The organism is bacterium (assembly GCA_040755755.1).
Classification (GTDB): domain Bacteria; phylum SZUA-182; class SZUA-182; order DTGQ01; family DTGQ01; genus DTGQ01.
In genome coordinates, this window is sequence record JBFLZW010000045.1 from 12,631 (window position 1) to 30,518 (window position 17,888).

Sequence of the window (17,888 nt, forward strand, 5' to 3'; positions counted from 1 at the left end):
ATTATCGCATCGGTCATGGCCGGGTGGCTATCACCACACACTCACGGCCAAGGCCGCGCCCGGCCAGAGCCGAATAGAATTCGGTCAGCAGCCCTCCGGCACCTGCGGCTTTCAGGTTAAGCTCAAGGGTCTTTCTCATCCCATGCACTTTGCGGCCGACAGGGTCATTCCCCACATAGTTTTCCCCCATCAGGAGAAATAACTCCATCGGGAAGGTCGCTTCCCGGTGGACAGGCAAAAATCCTGCGGCGCGGATACAACGCTCCAGGGATTCAAAGCAAAAATAGTTGACATGATGCGGCGGAGCTAACCACCAGGGCTGATAATTCAGTGACTTGCAGAGAATCCTTTGCAGGGGATTGTAATCGTTCGGCACTATCACGCACAGCAATCCACCGGGATCGAGCAGATGGCGATGAATCAGGCCAAGCATTCCCGCAGGATCGGGAATATGCTCCAGAACCTCGTGGAGGTAAACCACATCGAATGTGCCAAGCAGCCTATGGTTGCCAGGCTGTTCAACCATACGCTCGTCCAGAAACCCTTCGATAACCGCAAGCCCCAGTTCCCGGCTGTGGGCTGCGGCCTGCGCGGAAGGCTCGATTCCCAGAGTTTCCCAGCCAAGCTTGCGGCCATGCAGCAGAAAAAAGCCGGGGCCTGAGCCCACATCCAGGATGCGGCGACTTTCGCGGTGCGGTGGAAGGAATTTTCCGAACAGGCTGTAGAGCCGGTCATAGACCAGATTCCACCAGTCGAGATCCTCCCGGTGCCGATCGAGATACAGCGGCTTTTCCACGGTGTAATATTCCCGCCGGTAGATGCGCTCAAGTTCCTCCTGCGTCGGGACCGGCAGGATGTGCCTGAATCCACACCTTTGGCACTCGATCACCTCATAATCATTGCAGGCATCGATCACCAACCCTCGATGATCCTGCCATTCCCTGAACAGAGGAGAATCAATTATCGGATCAGGAGAAGCGGCTGATTTTTCAGGCATATATGCTATGCTCCCTGAGTCTGTCGGCTATTCTGCGGGCAATCCTCTCTGCTCCCCGGCCATCGATGAGGCGGCTGGTCATTGGAGGGCCGGAGGCTCCCCTGGTTAAAAATTCCCTGACCGCATCAGCCAGAGCCTGCTGACTCATCTGGCTGAATACACCCAGGCTCTTTCCAAATCCGGCTGCAACCAGGCTTGAGGCCGATTCAGCATGGTCCCCGGTCAGGCAAAGATAAATGGCCGGAACCCCCAGGGCAGCCAGCTCATAGGCCGTGATTCCGAATGAGATAATAGCCATGTCTGCCTGAGACATCAGGCCGGGCAGGTCATCTCCTGGTGATTGTACGGTAAAGCTGCGCCGTGCTCCGGCAAGCAGGATTTCCAGTGTCTCCCTCTGCTGAAATGCCGGTCCCGGCACCAGCACGGCTTCAAAATCCTCAGCTAACGTATCGAGCGCACGAGCGGCAAGCAGAGTCAGCCCGGCAGGGTCGCTTCCTCCCATAGTCACCAGCACCAGCGGCTTGCTATGGAATGGCCGGGATGGCGACAGCGGAGGATGAGCAAATTCGGGCCGCAGCACCACCCATTCCCAGCCTGCCTGAAGCTGGCCGGTAAAGCCGCGCCAGTCAAGACGCTGTACCTGGGGTACGGGCGGATAGAAGGCCAGATCTGCGGCCAGCCTGCGCTCGCCGGGATCGTCCAGGACCGCGATCAGGATTCCCTGCCTGCGCCAGATATCCACCACCTGCCGGGGCAGATCATCCCGTACATCCAGGATCAAGGCCCCGGCATCAACCGTGTCAATCGCTTCCTCAATCCACCTGCGATAATCAAACGGCTGCTGCTGATCAGGCTGCGGGGGAAGAAGCTGCTGCTTATCCGGCTGGGGGGTAAGGACCGGATACCCTTTCCTCCGGACCATCTCAAAGGTCGGTGGGCTATGGCGCATGGCAAAGGCAACGGAAAGCTGATGCACCCGGCAGAGCTCATCAGCCAGGGCCAGACAGCGGACCACATGCCCAAGGCCGATTTCCGGCGAGCCATCACAGCGAATCAGAACGGCCTTCCCGCTCATCTCAACGCCCCCCTTTGCAGCTTCCTTTTCAACCTCTCGGTTTCAGCTCACCAGCCGCTTGAAGCCGGAGTGACTGATCGGCCCTTTCAGCATCTTCTGCACGTTTCTCTGGTCAATGGCCTTATAAATAATGGCAAAGGCCTCACGGCAGGCGACTGTATAGGCGTCGATATGCTCCTGCTTATGAGCATAGCTTGCCTTGAACTGGCACCAGGCCAGGTAGCCTCTCTCCAGCATGAGCTGAGTGAACAGGGTCCGAAGGGCCAGCGGGTCGTTCCCTTCGACCCCTTTGATCTCGAAATGGCCCAGTGTAGGAAGGCCGCTGACCCGGATCGGGAGGCCGGTTTCGTCAGACAGATTCCACCACAGGCTCTGCACCTGGCCGCCGATATGAATGATATGCTTATCGACCTGCAGGTTGCGATACTTGCGAATAGTGGCCAGAGCCGCTGCCGGACCGATGCGTTCGGTCCAGTTCGTGCTGCTGATGAAGCTTCTCTGAGCTGCCTCCATGACATCTCTTCGCCCCAGGACAGCAGCCATCGGATACCCGTTGCTCATGGACTTGGCGAAAACGGCCACATCCGGCTCGACTCCGTACCGCAGATGAATGCCTCCACAGCCCATGCGAAATCCTGAAGTGATTTCATCGAAGATCAGAACAGCCCCGGCCCGCCGTGCCTGGGCCTGCACGCTTTTCAAAAAATCCACCGGAGCTTCATGACCGCGGGCAGGTTCCATGATAATGGCCGCCAGGCTCTGGCCATGTCCAGCCATCAGCCGGTCAAAGTCCTCCTGGTCCCCATAGGTGAAGCTCAGGGCAGAGCCTTTCAGCGCCCTTGGCACCCCTGCCGGTTCAAGTCCGGGCAGCAGTTGCGCATCCAGGGCCGAGCCATCCCCAAGATTGGCAGCCAGATACCAGTCATGCCAGCCGTGATAGCCGCACAAGGCCACCTTGTCCCTGCCTGTGGCCGCGCGGGCAAGGCGAATGGCAATGGCTGCCGCCTCACCGCCGGAGCGGGCATAGCGCACCATCTCGGCCCAGGGGTGAAGCCCGCAGAGCAGCTCTGCCAGCTCCACCTCTTCAGGGCAGTTGAGCGTGCATTGCGTGCCGCAATCAACAGCCCGGTGAACCGCCGCATCAACATCCGGATCAGCATACCCAAGGATGCAGGCTCCAACGCCCATGATGGAAAAATCAGTGTATCTGCGGCCATCGAGGTCCCAGACGTGCACCCCCTGAGCTCTGGAATAATAAGCCGGCCAGTTGTCAGGGAGGAACATCTCCGGCCTTTTCGACAGCAGTTGAGTGCCGCCGGGAATAAGTTTTTTAGCCTTTTTGTAAAGCTCCTGTCCTTTGCCCATAGAGATCAAATGAGGAGTATTCATCGTTTCTTATGCCTCTCGTGCCTCTCAATGGTTTCCTTTTCATCCCATGATGCTCTTTCCTGGTTAACATATCTTTGAGCATCCACTCCTTCCCAGACCTCTTTTCCAACTCCTTTTATGTCATAGAAGCTGACTTTTTGGCCTCCTTCATAAATAACCTTGCCTTCTTCCAATACTTGACTGATAAGTGAAGCATGCACTTTCCGGCGCTTTTCAACTTCCTCTTGAGTATAGACAAGTATATCTTTCGGCATGGGCAATCCACGCAAACAATGGTATGCTCTCGTTGCTCTTTTTGTGGGGGACTCATTAGATTGAGAGACAATAACCAGGATATCAAGATCGCTATCCTCATTTGGTGTCCCCCGGGCATATGAACCAAAAAGAATTATTTTTTCAGGCTTAAGTTCTTCAACCATCCGCTGGGTAATCTCACTTAACTCAGCCTGTAAATCCTCTTTCACTTTTATCACCCCCTATCTCCAGGTAAAACCTTTATCCAGTAAAACGGACATCTCACTTAAAGGGAATGGCACTTACATAAGAATTAGTAATTCTCCCGCAGAGACGCTGAGACGCAGAGGATATCATTGAAAAGTAAAAGTAAAACAAGTTCCTCCTTGTGCCTTTTTACTTTTTGCTTGCTTCCAGGCCGTTGACACATCGATATATCCCGACTTTCATCAGGACCTTGCCGGATTGGTTGTTCTCTGCGTCTCTGCGTCTCTGCGGGAGATCTTTTTTCCCTGTGTGCTTTGTGTCCTCTCTATATTATAAGCTTGGCTTATGTAAGTGCCATTCCACTTAAAGGCATTATATCACGAAATAACCCATACTTATTATAAGGAATTCCCTACCCCCTCACCCAGAAAGCCTCATACCCCTCATGCCCGATAAACCGGGCATTTTTCTCCCTGAGCGCAGGATTACTTTTCAGATAGCCCAGAATGTCCTCTATCCCGAAACAGGGATTTTGGCTGTAGAGGGCGCGGTAGATGTCCCTTACCAGTTCAAGGTCTTCGAGGTTGTCAACGGTCCAGCGCATCGAGGAATAATCCTTTTCACTGGAAAGACAGCCCACCCGAAACCGCTCAGGGTGCTTCCAGATAAAAGGGGTGACATGCTCCCGCTCAAGCGGATCTCTGGCTTCCAGCCAGGCCTGCTCAAGGGCGCTGAAGCGTATCGCCTCAGCGTCGAGGCCATCGGGAAACCTGCCCTGCCGGAACTCCTGGTTGGCCACGCCTGCGCCGGTGGCCAGTCCCAGATGATCGAAGCTCCCTGATTCAACAAACTGAATCAGCAGCCTCCTTACCAGATGCGGATCAATGAGCGGGCAATCGCCGGTTATTCGGATGACAATATCGGGATGCTCTTCTTTGGCTGCCTGGTAGAAGCGGTCAAGAACGTCGGCCTCGCTTCCCCGAAAGCAGGCGATACCGACACTCTGGCAAAAGCTGGCGATCCGGTCATCAGCTTCCCGGTCGGAGGTGGCCACCATGACCCTGGCGATTTCCCGTATGGACCCAAGCCGCTCCACGATATACCAGAGCATGGGCCTGCCCAGGATTTCCTGAAGCACCTTGCCGGGAAGCCGGGTCGATCCCATACGGGCCTGGATGACAGCTATTGTTTTCATGGCAGGTACTCCACTTTCCCCCTGTTCAACCCCACAGGGACGGGTTTATCGGCTTTTGCGAGATATTCAGCTCCAGGGAGTCCCAGGCATCGAGTATTTCCTCATCCATAGTGCCAGTGGTACTCAAGGTGCCACTGCCAGCACCCAGGACAAGTGCCATATTTTCCCTGATCTGGTCTGTGCTTTCAGCTCCGATCACCAGGATCGCCTCCCCGCTCCTGTGCAGGGCATAACCAAGGGCAAACCCTTTGCGGTCAAGGCCATACTCCCGGCAGAATGCCTCAAGCTGGAGCATGGCTGGCCTGGCAAAGGAGAGATGTTCAGGCAGGTCTTCCAGTGGCATCAGGATCAGACCCTGGAGAAAAACGCTGCGCAGGAACATCTGTTTTTTAAGCTGCCGTGCCTGCTCAAGAGCACCGGAAAAAATCAGCCGGCGATCAAAGATGTTGAAAGGGGCCTGAATCAGATCAATTTCATCAATAGCCAGAGCGTCCCGGGTCTCTTTCGGTGTATACACCGAAACCCCTAAAAAGGCCGTCAGGTGCTGCTCTTTCAGCTCCGCAAGGCTTGCCCCCAGCCCTGTGCTCCATTCGGCCAGCCAGGAGGCCCGATGGAGCATCAAGCCATACAGCGAATCGACACCCAGCCTTTTCAGGGAAGTCAGGACACTTTCCCGCAGGCAGGATGGGTCATGATAATTCAGCTCAGGGTGTAATTTGGAGATGACTTTTACCTGGCCGCTCACTCCCAGGGATTGAAAGCACCTGCCAAGGACCGCTTCACTCTCTCCATAGCTCTGAGCCGTATCAAAGATCCTCACCCCAAAGTCAAAGGCTGTCCGGATGATCTCACAGGCATCTTCCGGCGATGGCTGCCCCCGGCGATTGGCCACTCCGTAGGGCATACCAAGCTGGACGGTTCCAAGGGCCAGCCGGGAGAATACTTCCGCATGCCCATTATTTTCTGGCCTGTCTATCAGATCTGCCCGCTCTTCCATATACTCACCCGCGTCTTCCTTCCTGCCCGCAGCTCACCCATTCCTGCCGCAGGCCCTTGAGCGGCCGCAGCCCATCAGCAGGGTCTCTTCGCCAGTCGCGGTCCGGCAGTTCACTCCGGGCCGGTTCTTTCAATCCTGTGCCATCTGCCCGAAAACCATCTTTCACCTGGTCGATTACCGCCTTGATCTGCTCCGGCAGCCAGCAATGCCCAAGGGTAAACTCCTCGCCGGTGCCGTCAAGGTCAAGATGAAATTCGATCACCTCTGCCTGCCACCGATGAATGGCCCGCTCGATCACGCCCGGTCTGACACTGTGATCGGACCAGCCGACCCTGATCCTCATCAGGCCGGTCAGTTCCGACGACTTCCCGCTTCCAAATTCCCTGCGCAGCGTGTCGATGGCCGCCAGATTGCAGTCCGAAACCGGCGACGGATACCCGGAAACGCAGTGGAGGATGGTCAGATCGCAGCATCCCGCCCGGTCAAGCGCCTCCACAGCCTGCCTGATCTCATCGAGTGTGGCCATGCCCGTCGAGAGCACAACCGGTTTTCCGGTCCGGGCACAGGCAGTGAGCAGGTCAGTCCATAAAAGCTCATAGGAAGCGATCTTATAAAAATCGACATAAGGGAAAAGCTCATCCACTGCCCTGAGATAAAAGGGAGTACAGGAGAACTGAATCCCTCTTTCCCTGCATCTGGCCCAAACTGCCGGAATGAAAGAAAGGGGAATCTCCCACCGCTTTCTGGCCCTGTGCCGGGAGCTTGCAGCAAGAATCTCAGGTGCAAAAAGCTCTTCGACCCTGAACAGTTGGAACTTTACTGCACTGCATCCGGTCTGAGCGGCCAGATCGACAAATTGCAGGCATCTTGCCAGATCCTGATTGTGGTTACTTGAAACTTCAGCTACGAACTCAGGCTGCTTCATACTATTTACTCAGCCAGCTCCATAGAAATCTCTGATCGCTTCAACAATATAATCGATCACTTCATCGGTCAGGCCGGGGTAGAGTGGCAGGATCAGCGACCTGCTGAAGTAATGCTCCGCCCTGGGGAAATCTCCCCGTTGATATCCGAAGCGGCGCCGGTAATAGGGCTGAAGGTGAACCGGGATATACATGGCATGGGCACCTATTCCCCGGGAACGAAGATGGATCAGCAATTTATCCCGCGCTTGTGCCTGTGCTGCATACAGATGCCAGCAGGAGCGGACCCCATCCCGCTCTTTCGGCAGGACAAGCTCCCCGATGCCGGACAGCCGCTCCTGGTAATGAGCCCAGATTTCCCGCCTTCGCGCGAGAAAAAAGGGCAGCCGCCGCAGTTGCACCAGGCCGAGGGCGCACTGGAGATCGGTTATCCGGTAATTGAAACCAAGCTCCTGCATTTCATAATACCAGGGGGGGAAAGAGCAGGGAACGGGAGAAGAGACGGAAGCAGTACCTCGATTCGAACGGGGAGCGGTGAGCGTTGAGCCGTGAACAGGAAAAGCGCAGTCCAGATTCTGAAATTCCGAAGGATCTTTGGTGATTCCATGGTTACGAAGAAGACGTAAGGTGCGGGCAATTTTCGGATCGTGAGTGAGAATCATCCCCCCCTCGCCTGTAGTAATTGTCTTGACCGGGTGAAAGCTGAAAATGGTCATATGAGAATGAGAGCAGGAGCCTACCGTGTGCCATTCACCTTTTTTATCGCGCCAGCGGGAGCCCAGGGCATGAGCGGCATCTTCGATGACCGTCAGATTCCATGCATCGGCTATCTCCCGGATGCGCTCCATATCGCAGGGCTGTCCGGCAAAATGGACCGGAATAATCACCCTGGTTCTGGAATTCAGCTTTATCTTGAGCTCATCCGGATCGAGGCAGCAGGTATCGGCCTGAATATCGGCAAACTTGGGTGTTGCGCCGCAGTAGATCAGGCAATTGGCCGAAGCCAGAAAGGTGTTGGGGGAGGTGATCCCCTCGTCACCGGGCCGTATCCCGCTGGCCAGGGCTGCAAGGTGCAGGGCAGCCGTGCCATTGGCCACGGCAATGGCGTACCGTGCCCCGCAGATTTCAGCCACAGCCTCCTCAAACTCCTCGACCTGCGGCCCCTGGGTCAGATAATCCCCTTTCAGGGTCCTGACTACAGCCGCAATTTCCTCTTCATCGAGCCATTGCCGGCCGTAAGGAATCGTATCCATGCTGCTGGTACTCCGAATGCTCTTCTATGAATTGTCTCACATATTCCTGAAGCTGCTCACCGGTCAGCCAGTCGGTATTGGTATCGCTCCGGTAGCTGAATCCCGGCGGACAGGGCTGCCCTTCCCGGTTTCCATTTCCATGATGGCCGCTCCAGCCGATCACGAAGTATTTGTCATACTCTCGGGTAATACGGCTGTCATTTTCATCGATCATGATCTCATGCAGCTTTTCTCCCGGACGGATGCCGATGGAGCGGAAGGTGCACTCAGGGGCGATGGTCCTGGCCAGATCGACCAGCCTCATACTGGGGATCTTGGGCACGAACACCTCGTTCCCCTGCATTCTTTCAAGGCAGTCCAGAACAAAGTCCACTCCCTGCTGCAGGGTGATCCAGAAGCGGGTCATCCGCTCATCGGTAATGGACAAAATCCCGCTCTTTCGCTGCCTGAGAAAAACAGGGATGACCGATCCCCGGCTGCCGATCACGTTCCCATAGCGTACCACGGCAAATTTGATGTCCTGAGAGCCCGCGTAGGATTTTGCAGCCGTGAATATCTTATCCGAGCAGAGCTTGGTGGCCCCATAGAGATTGATAGGATTACAGGCCTTGTCCGTACTCAGGGCGATTACCTTTTTGACTCCCGCATTGATAGCTGCGGTAACGACATTCATGGCCCCGATGACATTGGTCTTGATCGCCTCCATAGGGTTATATTCACACGAGGGGACCTGCTTGAGAGCTGCGGCGTGAATAACGATCTCAACCTCTCTGAAAGCGTGCAGAAGCCTTTGCTGGTCCCGGACATCACCGACCAGATACCGCATCGGCGACCTGTGCTCCTGGGTGTCGTCCGGAAACCTCTGCCGCATTTCATACTGCTTGAGCTCATCACGGCTGAAGATGATCAGCTTTCTGGGCCGGTAGCGATCGAGAACCGTCCTGCAAAGCTGCTGTCCAAAGGACCCGGTACCGCCGGTAATCAGGATTACTTTGCCGTTCAGCATTTTTCCCGCTCCTCTTATGAGTTGCTCATACAATAACACCTGGAGGCACAGAGATAAGCCTGGACAAAAGCGAAGGATCAGTCGGCAGACTCAGGGCTCGCTGAAGAACCAGATGGAAACTGAAAGTGAGAAGGTACTGGAGTATGGAGATGGTTTTTCCTATTCCTTGGCCATCGTTACCGAATATTACAAGCAACTTCTGTGCCACTGAAAAACTGCCGGCAATAAAATTATGGAACTGCTTGTTCTTAAAAAGATTAGACTGTGACATCCTTTGCGCGGCCGATTGGGAAGGCAGGTTGTTTACGCAAAAAAAGCTCCTATTTTGTGCATATTTCTCACCTGATCTCTCCCCTTGCTAACCCCCTGCCTGAATAAAGTGCACCCTGATCCAATCTCATGGGTTTGCCAGTTGCAGGTTGTCGGGCAATGTGATAGATTTAGCCCAAACTGCCGAACACCTTTGTAAAAGCCTGATGCACAAGAAAGGTCCCGGTGAATTATACCGGCTGAGGAAGGGGGGGAGACATGCAGGAGATCAATATCAACCGGTTGCATAATTTTGTCGCGGGCTCCCGAAAACGATTCGAGCACTACCTCGGCACCATGGTGGAGATTCCGACGGTGAGCACGGACCCGGCCCGTCAGGGGGATATCCTGAAAGGGGCTGCGCTGGCTGTCGATTATCTGACCGAGATGGGGGCCAGAGCGGAAATCGTCAAGACCGGCGGTCACCCCATGATCTTAGGCCACTTCGATGCTTATCCTGATGCACCTACGCTTGCCATTTATCATCATCTCGATGTTCAGCCCGCCACACCTTCCTCAGAGTGGCTCCATCCGCCATTCAAGTTTACCACTACTCTGGATGGGCACTACCTTGGCCGGGGCACGACCGATGACAAGGGGCCTGCCCTGACTGCGCTGTTTGCAGCCGGCTTTGCCCGTGAGGAGGGTATCCCGCTCAACATCAAATTCATCTGGGAGATGGAGGAGGAGATCGGCAGCCCGCATTTTGCAGCCGCCATCAGTTCCCGGAAGGAGGATATTCACCCGGATTCGATCCTGGTGCAGGACGATGCCTGGATTTCCCGGCAAAAACCGGCTATCACCTATGGGATCCGGGGACTGATGACCGCTCTTATGACCCTGGGCACGGCTGAGCGGGATACCCATTCGGGGCTGGTGGGTGGAGCAGCCAGAAATCCGGTGGCTGAGCTTTGTCAGGTCATCAGCCAATGCCTCGATCCTCTGACGGGAAGGGTCAAAATCGACGGGTTCTACGACAGGGTGCGAAAGCCATCCCCGGAAGAGCTTAAGGAATTTGAAAGCGTTGATTTCAAGGTTTCCGACTTCCAGAAAGCCCACGGTCTCAGGCTGCTTCGTACCCGGGATGCCAGCCTGATCCTGCAGGCCACCTGGTGCGAGCCTACCTTTGAGGTTCACGGCCTGGTGGGCGGATATCCGAGCAGCGAGGTTGCAGCCATCGTCCCCCGCAGCGCCGAGGCCAAGATCAGCACCCGGCTGGTGCCGGACCAGGTGCCCAGGGAGATATTTCAATTGCTCAAAGATCATGTGGCCAGGATCAACCCCGATGTGGCGGTCGAACTGGACAGCATCCTGGAACCCTTTCTGACTGAATTTGCCGGCCCCCATGCCCAGGCAGCCAGAGAGGCGATAAACTTCGGATTTGGTCTGAAGCCTGTTTTTATCCGCGAAGGATTGTCGATCGGCAGTGTGGCCAGCATGCAAAATCTCTGGCGGGTGCCCATTGTGCTGCTTGGCCTCAGTCTGCCCGAACATGGCTATCATGCCCCGAACGAGTATTTCGACTGGGCTCAGGCATCGGGAGGAATCAGGACCCTGGCCTACTATTTCCACCGGATCAGCCGGATTGGGCGGGGGGAGTGATTATAGCGGTTCTCAATTGCGTATCCTCCAAAAAGACAAAGGCAAAGGACACCACAGAGGCACAGAGGCACTGAGGTACACAGAGGGATATGGGTGGCATAGAGAGTACAGAAGGCATAGAGAAAAGCAAAGGAGAATAAGTATGACCACAATCGATGCCAATCGGCTGAATCGTTTTATCGAGGAATCACGCAAGACGTTCGAGCACTGCCTGGGAGGGCTGGTTGAGGTTCCGACCGTGAGTACGGATCCCTCTTATCAGGACGATATCCTGATGGGGGCCGGTCTGGCTGCCGGATACCTGACCGAGATGGGAGCCAGAGCGGAAATCGTCAAGACCGCAGGACATCCTCTGGTCATAGGTCACTTCGACGTTCAGTCCGAGGCACCTACTATCGCCATCTATAATCACCTTGACGTTCAACCCGCTTCGCCCTCACAGTGGCTCCATCCGCCATTCAAGTTTACGGTCACGATGGATGGGCATTACCTGGGCAGGGGGACGACCGATGACAAAGGGCCTGCTCTGGCTGCCCTCTTTGCCGCCAAATTTGCCATGGAGGAAGGCTTTCCACTCAATATCAAGTTCATCTGGGAGATGGAGGAAGAGATCGGCAGCCCGAATTTTGAGGCCGCTATCAGGTCAAAAAAAGACGACATCCGTCCTGATTCGATTCTGGTTTCAGACAGCATCTGGATTTCCCGGAATAAACCATCCATCACCTATGGCCTCAGGGGGATGATGGCCGCCACCATGACGCTGACCACTGCCGACCGCGATGCTCACTCCGGGCTGGTAGGCGGAGCAGCCAGAAATCCATTGGCCGAGCTCTGCCAGGTCATCAGCGAATGCCTGGATCCTCTGACCGGCAGGGTGAAGATTCCGGGATTCTACGATAAAGTACAAAAGCCTTCTCCGGAGGAGATCAAGGAATATGAGAAACTGGACTTCAATGTTTCCGAGTTCAAGAAGGTCAATGGCCTGCGGATGCTTCGCACAGAGAATGCTGACCGGATCCTTCAGGCTACCTGGTGTGAGCCCACCTTTGAGGTTCATGGCATGGTGGGTGGCTACATGGGCAGCGGAGTCATGACCATTGTCCCCCATACGGCCGAGGCCAAGATCAGCACCCGGCTGGTGCCCGACCAGGTACCCGGAGAGATATTTCAGTTAGTAAAAGATCATGTTGCCAGAATCAATCCCGATGTAGTGGTCGAACTGGAGAGTACCCTGGAGCCTTACCTGGCCGAATTTTCCGGTCTCCACGCCCAGGCAGCCAGAGAGGCCGTCAGCCTGGGATTTGGCCTGAAACCGGTCTTTATCCGGGGAGGCGGCTCTATCGGCAGTGTAGTCAGTATGCAAAACCTCTGGCGGGTACCCATTGTGCTGCTCGGCCTCAGTCTGCCCGAACATGGCTATCATGCTCCGAACGAGTACTTCGACTGGGCTCAGGCTTCTGGCGGGATCAGGACCCTGGCCCATTATCTTCACCGGATCAGCCGGATGGGCCGGGAATAGAGGCGGCTTTCCATCCAGTTAATAAACGGTCATATTCGGGAGATCGTGCCAGGATATTGTACCAAGGAAACCATCACAGGACAGGCAGTCTTGAGTTGATGAGAGTCCGAACTTACAGGGGTGCGTTTTCAGGTTCTCCCTGATAAGCGCCGATATTCTCCTTGAGGTGTTCTAAAAGTGCCTTTCTCTCCTGAATCTCCTTTATCTTATCAAGAATGATGTCTATTTCCGGATTGAAATTACAGAAGCCGAAAGAGCAATCCACACTGAGCAATTCATTGAGCTTATAGCCCAATGCTATGATTTCTTCGTTCAAATCTTCTATTTCCCTTCCCAGCAGTTTTTCTTCATTTTTCGTTCCCATTTTCTTATCCTCCTTAACCTGTTCCCTGTGAACCTGTTATCCACCGGCTCTAAGTGATAGACCGGGTAAAAAACCGGAGTTGGTACAGGTCGTGGCAAAGTTAGCCGCTCGCATGGTTATGAACGGCCTGTACTGAAAATCCGGCCTTGTGATCTGGCATGCCTTACCTCATGCAAGAGCCTCCTTTCCTCCTGACTTTCATTCTTCCAATTCCGGGAAATAATCGTTCAGGCATTACTCAAGGTCACTTGCCGCTCAATGTCACGTATTGGGTCACGTATTGCTGGGGACTTAATAACGCGTGGATATTGTTCAGGTTTTCGTGATCTGCTTCTTCTTTGTTCAATTCTTATGCCATATGGTTTCTCCTCGGTAACTGCCTGATATGCTTGATATACTTGGCATTGCGAGATCATCGGGTCCAAGTGTGGAGGGGGCGGGTGGAAAAAACTATGGGCAATGAAATAGGGATGCGGCACAGCCTCACAATATCAATTAATTGCAAATACGAAAAAATATGGAGTCAATACATACACTATATGGACTTCACATCATGATTTCAGGATTCCTCTTTGCATGGCGAAATATTCTCCAGTCGGGAAGAATTGCCCAAATAAATAAGAGTCCCATAAAAAGGATGGATATATACATAGCAATTATGGCAGGCAGCAGAAAACCGGCTATAAGCCTGCTGATGCCTTCACAATCAGTCTTTATTTCCATTTGTTTTCCGCTACTTCTATGTATTTTCCCCCTCTCCATGAATTATTATCCAACCGGCGAAAGCTATTGTGGACACAAGTTTTTTATCCAAAAACAGAAACTTACCCTTATAGCACTGCCTCGGTCAAACCTTGATCAGGATGTGGTACGGGACTTGCCTTATTTGAAAGTAATGAATTTATGAAAACTGTGGTAATGCTTCTCATCTGGTAATAATTAAATAGGAGGAGATATATTTAATCACCTGATCGCCTATGCCATAGCATATTATATAAAGGCATCATAAGCTGCATAAGCTGCTCCTCTTGCATAAGCTGCCGCTCTCAATTATCGCCATGCTCAGGGCTGTTTTTTCATGTTCCCGCTTCTCTCTGTAGTCAATAGTTACCCGCTTTGTTGAAGGATCAAGTGCTGCTCATTCCGGCTGCACAGAGAAATGGAAGAGAGATAGCCTGTTCAATAATCAAAGCGGTGAGGCCTGGAATGCCCATGAGGATAAAAATAAATTATGAAAGGAGGTGAAAGACTGGCAGCTCAGAGTAAATCCAGGGAACATGAGCGTTCGGTCAAAGCGGTTATTCGATCGAAGCAGTTATAGGAAAGGGGTGAATAGAGAAGGAATTCAGAACACAGCGTGTAAAGTGATGAGTGTCAGATATTATGATAAACCCGTAATGCATTGATTGTATTAAGTATCTGCAGGTTAGCAAAAAGAAAGGGGTTTCAAAAATGTTTGCCAACAGAAAACTTGCGCATGTCTTCTTCATCATGGTCAGTCTACTGGCTTTATCCTTAGCTTGTTCACCGGCTTTGCAGGCTCAAAACTGGGCCGCTATGCCCCCTTACAATACTTTGTGGCCATTGTGGTCACCTGCTTTATCACCTGTTGACCCGGTAACCGGATTACCCACACCGATAGTAACTGAATTAACCCATAATACTATATTGCCTGTCGAGCCTGGATTAACCTGGTATACGGAACTCAGCTATCCATGGCTTCTGTATAACACTCCCGCCGGAATGGCTTACTATGATCCGATTGACGGCGTTAACTTATGGCCACCCGCATTTTTCATGTCTCTCCCTTTACCACTGACTCTTCCCCCGGACTATGCGAATCTGCCGCCTACGGATCCAGCCTGGTTAACCGCCACACTGCCGGTGGCTAATTCGGCTATCCTTGGTTTCTTACCTGCATTTGGAGGGGCACCGATAGTATCACCCACATTCTTACCTCTCAGCGCTCTTCTTCCTCCTCTTCCTCCTCCTCTTCCTATTCCTACAGTCGTTATCCCTACTGTTGTTGCACCGACAGTCATTGCACCTCTGCCCGTTCCTACTATCGTTGCACCGACACTCGTTGCACCGACAGTCATTGCACCTCTGCCCGTTCCTACTGTTGTTGCTCCGACAATCCTTGCTCCTACCGCAGTTATTATTTAAAGGAAATCTATTATTCTGATCCTTTGAGTATAAAAGATGGGGATCTGCTCAAGAGAGAGTGGGATCCCCTCTTTTTTTCGCTGGGGAAAAACCATATTATGGTATCTATCGTATTATGAGCGATAAAGATTTCATAAAAAATATGGATTTACACATATCAGCTATGGCATTCGCCAGGTAAGCCACTTTTGCCAGTAAGTGCCTTCACAGACGGCCTTATCTCCCCTTTGCTTCTCGCTATTTTTATGTATTTTTTCCCCTTATATAACTAAGTCCAGCCAGCGAAAGCTATTACGAATACATATTTTTTTACCTGAAAACAGAAGCTTGCTCTTATTAGCACCGCCTTGGTCAAGCCTTTATCAAGATGTGGTATGAGACTTGCCTTGTCTTAGGAAATAATTCGGATTCAAAGAAAATAGCAAGAGCGTTTCTCATTTGTCCATAAGGAAAGTAAAAGGAGATATATATTTTGATCACTTGATTGCCGATATCATAAGCCACTCATAAAATATCTTAAGCTGCATAAGCTGCCACTCTCAATCAACGCACTGTAGAGAGCTTTTTCCATATTCTTGCTTCTCATTGTGGCTATCAGGTTTTCTCTTTCTTCAAGGCTGAAGTGCTGCTTATTCCTAATCTGATACAGATTTGAAAAAGTATCAGTTTCTGCTGTTTCTGCTTGTCTGATTCAACAGAGTTAGTTTGAGCAGGGATATGCCTGCCTAGAGGAATGCCAGAGAGCATATTTATAACCAAGGCAGCTAAGCTTCGAATGCCCGTCAGGATAAAACACCTTATGAGAGGGGGTGAAAGGCCGGAAAATAACAGCTTATTATGAGGAAGTGTGAGCTTTCAACCAGAGCAGTTACAGGGGAAAGGGGTGAAGAAACAGGAGGAAACTGAGGGAATAAACTGAAAAGTGATGTGTGTGAGGTGTTGTTATTTGTCTGTAAATGTATTGATTTTTTTTTATTACCTATAGGTTAGCTAAGAGAGGTATCTTGAGAATGTTTGCCAATAAGAAATTAGCGTACTTCTTCTTTTTCATGGTCAGTTTAGTGGCTCTATCATTAGTTTATTCACCGGTTTCACAGGCTCAAAACTGGGCTGCGATGCCTCCTTATAACACTCTATGGCCACTGTGGTCTCCAGCCCTGTCACCTGTTGATCCGGTATCCGGAATACCTGTCCCAATCGTGACTGAGTTAACACCTGCTACCGTATTGCCCGTTCAGCCCGGTTTGACCTGGGATCCTGCTGCAGCAAATCCCTGGCTGCTCTACAATACTCCACTTGGCATGGCCTATTATGATCCAATCGGTGGAGTAAACCTGTGGCCACCATCGAATTTTCTTGATGCTTCCGGCAGTCCGCTGCCTATCGGCCTCCCGCTTGACTATGCATTTTTGCCCCCGACTCCGGCCAGTTGGATAAACACCAATGTTCCTCTGGGGAATGCATACGCCTGGCTTTATTTAATGAGCATTCCAGGATTCATACCCCCGATCGCACCAGTTATAGGACCATTAGGCTTTACGGGCGTTCCGGGCATTACGGGAATCCCGGGAGTCCCAACCGCACCTCCAGGCTTCTTCCTGCCCCCAAGTGCACTTCTTCCCGGTGTCGCTCCTCTTCCCGTTCCGACGGCTGTTGCACCTCTTCCCGTTCCGACGGCTGTTGCACCTCTTCCCGTTCCGACGGCTGTTGCACCTCTTCCCGTCACTACCGCTATCGCTCCCCTGCCTGTTCCGACGGTTATTGCCCCAACAGCTCTGGCTCCTCTGCCCGTTCCGACGGTTGTAGCTCCTACTGCTCTTGCTCCGACAGCCCTTGCACCTCTTCCCGTCCCGACGGTTGTAGCTCCGACCGTTGTAGCTCCGACAGCCGTCATTTTGCAGCTTACCGCTCCGACCGCTGTTGTACTGCCAGCTACCACAGTTGTACCAGCAGCTATTTCCGGCTTGCTGTTTCCCTTTATCTAAAGGCAGAATATTGGCCTGATTTTCTGGCAATAAAAGATGGAGTCCCGCTCAAAAGAGGGTGGGGCTCCATTTTTTTTTCGCAGAGATTGATTTTCAACGACATACCGCAGCCAGAAAAAAACAATAAACTGCCCGTATTTCTCTTACCTTCAGAATTAGCCTCACAAGTTGACAACATAAGCTGCCATGTAGTATATTTATTTTAGTTAATTACCCTTAAGCACTCATATTTATAGTAAATTTTAGTTCTCCTTAGGAGACATCATTCCAGGGAACCATCAGAGGCAAGTAACATGAGCGAAGATGATCTCAAAAAAATTGAGGAAATTTTTACCCGCCAGACAAGTATCCTTACTGAGAGCTTTCAAAAAAAGGTGGATACTCTCACCGAGAGCCTTCAAAACAGGGTGGATACTCTCAATGACAACTTTCAAAACAGGGTGGATACTCTCGATGAGAGCCTTCAAAACAGGGTGGATACTCTCGATGAGAGCTTTCAAAAAAAGGTGGATGCTCTCAATGACAACTTTCAAAACAGGGTGGATACTCTCAATGACAACTTTCAAAACAGGGTGGATACTCTCGATGAGAGCTTTCAAAACAGGGTGGATACTCTCAATGACAACTTTCAAAACAGGGTGGATACTCTCGATGAGAGCTTTCAAAA

At 52.4% G+C, this 17,888-nt stretch carries 16 protein-coding genes; 5 read left to right on the forward strand and 11 right to left on the reverse strand.

Features of this window, described 5'->3' with window-relative positions; translation table 11 throughout:
- Positions 1-13: 13 nt before the first annotated feature.
- The 9 genes from AB1611_14170 to pseB form a co-directional block, all read right to left on the reverse strand.
- Entirely contained in the window at positions 14-997 is a 984-nt protein-coding gene (locus tag AB1611_14170; protein ID MEW6380737.1) for a class I SAM-dependent methyltransferase, read from the reverse strand.
- A complete protein-coding gene (locus AB1611_14175; protein MEW6380738.1) occupies positions 990-2,072 on the reverse strand; it encodes a hypothetical protein in 1,083 nt (360 codons plus the stop codon). Before AB1611_14175 ends, AB1611_14170 begins: the two co-directional genes overlap by 8 nt.
- Before the next feature lie 42 nt (positions 2,073-2,114).
- The gene (locus AB1611_14180) at positions 2,115-3,437 is read right to left on the reverse strand and encodes an aminotransferase class III-fold pyridoxal phosphate-dependent enzyme (protein ID MEW6380739.1); all 1,323 of its coding nucleotides are present in this window, start codon (positions 3,435-3,437) and stop codon (positions 2,115-2,117) included.
- A gap of 20 nt (positions 3,438-3,457) precedes the next feature.
- A complete protein-coding gene (locus AB1611_14185) occupies positions 3,458-3,925 on the reverse strand; it encodes a nucleotidyltransferase domain-containing protein (GenBank protein ID MEW6380740.1) in 468 nt (155 codons plus the stop codon).
- Between the two features lie 389 nt (positions 3,926-4,314).
- Positions 4,315-5,097 (reverse strand): glycosyltransferase family protein, encoded by a 783-nt coding sequence (locus AB1611_14190; GenBank protein MEW6380741.1) that lies wholly within the window; start codon positions 5,095-5,097, stop codon positions 4,315-4,317.
- A gap of 25 nt (positions 5,098-5,122) precedes the next feature.
- A complete protein-coding gene (locus tag AB1611_14195) occupies positions 5,123-6,094 on the reverse strand; it encodes an aldo/keto reductase (GenBank protein ID MEW6380742.1) in 972 nt (323 codons plus the stop codon).
- A gap of 4 nt (positions 6,095-6,098) precedes the next feature.
- A complete protein-coding gene (locus AB1611_14200; protein ID MEW6380743.1) occupies positions 6,099-7,019 on the reverse strand; it encodes an N-acetylneuraminate synthase family protein in 921 nt (306 codons plus the stop codon).
- A gap of 9 nt (positions 7,020-7,028) precedes the next feature.
- Positions 7,029-8,270 (reverse strand): UDP-4-amino-4,6-dideoxy-N-acetyl-beta-L-altrosamine transaminase, encoded by a 1,242-nt coding sequence (pseC, locus tag AB1611_14205; protein ID MEW6380744.1) that lies wholly within the window; start codon positions 8,268-8,270, stop codon positions 7,029-7,031.
- Entirely contained in the window at positions 8,233-9,276 is a 1,044-nt protein-coding gene (pseB, locus tag AB1611_14210) for a UDP-N-acetylglucosamine 4,6-dehydratase (inverting) (GenBank protein ID MEW6380745.1), read from the reverse strand. Before pseB ends, pseC begins: the two co-directional genes overlap by 38 nt.
- Positions 9,277-9,804: 528 nt before the next feature.
- On the opposite strand from pseB, the gene AB1611_14215 reads away from it, so the two are divergent.
- Together AB1611_14215 and AB1611_14220 are read left to right on the forward strand one after the other, a co-directional pair.
- Positions 9,805-11,187: a M20/M25/M40 family metallo-hydrolase gene (locus AB1611_14215; protein MEW6380746.1), complete on the forward strand. Its 1,383-nt coding sequence runs from the start codon at positions 9,805-9,807 to the stop codon at positions 11,185-11,187.
- 142 nt (positions 11,188-11,329) lie between these two features.
- On the forward strand, positions 11,330-12,706 hold the full coding sequence (locus AB1611_14220) for a M20/M25/M40 family metallo-hydrolase (GenBank protein ID MEW6380747.1): 1,377 nt from the start codon (positions 11,330-11,332) through the stop codon (positions 12,704-12,706).
- A 112-nt stretch (positions 12,707-12,818) separates the two neighbouring features.
- Here the strand turns inward: AB1611_14220 and AB1611_14225 are convergent, their stop codons facing one another.
- Both AB1611_14225 and AB1611_14230 read right to left on the reverse strand, forming a co-directional pair.
- Positions 12,819-13,070 (reverse strand): hypothetical protein, encoded by a 252-nt coding sequence (locus AB1611_14225; GenBank protein ID MEW6380748.1) that lies wholly within the window; start codon positions 13,068-13,070, stop codon positions 12,819-12,821.
- 546 nt (positions 13,071-13,616) lie between these two features.
- A complete protein-coding gene (locus AB1611_14230) occupies positions 13,617-13,832 on the reverse strand; it encodes a hypothetical protein (protein MEW6380749.1) in 216 nt (71 codons plus the stop codon).
- Positions 13,833-14,522: 690 nt separating this feature from the next.
- Between AB1611_14230 and AB1611_14235 the strand changes: the two genes are divergently transcribed.
- From AB1611_14235 to AB1611_14245, 3 genes are all read left to right on the forward strand, one after another.
- Positions 14,523-15,236, forward strand: coding sequence for a hypothetical protein (locus tag AB1611_14235; GenBank protein ID MEW6380750.1), 714 nt, complete (start codon positions 14,523-14,525; stop codon positions 15,234-15,236).
- A gap of 1,199 nt (positions 15,237-16,435) precedes the next feature.
- Positions 16,436-17,221 (forward strand): hypothetical protein, encoded by a 786-nt coding sequence (locus AB1611_14240; GenBank protein MEW6380751.1) that lies wholly within the window; start codon positions 16,436-16,438, stop codon positions 17,219-17,221.
- Between the two features lie 293 nt (positions 17,222-17,514).
- The coding region (locus tag AB1611_14245) for a hypothetical protein (GenBank protein ID MEW6380752.1) at positions 17,515-17,888 on the forward strand (374 nt) is incomplete at its 3' end.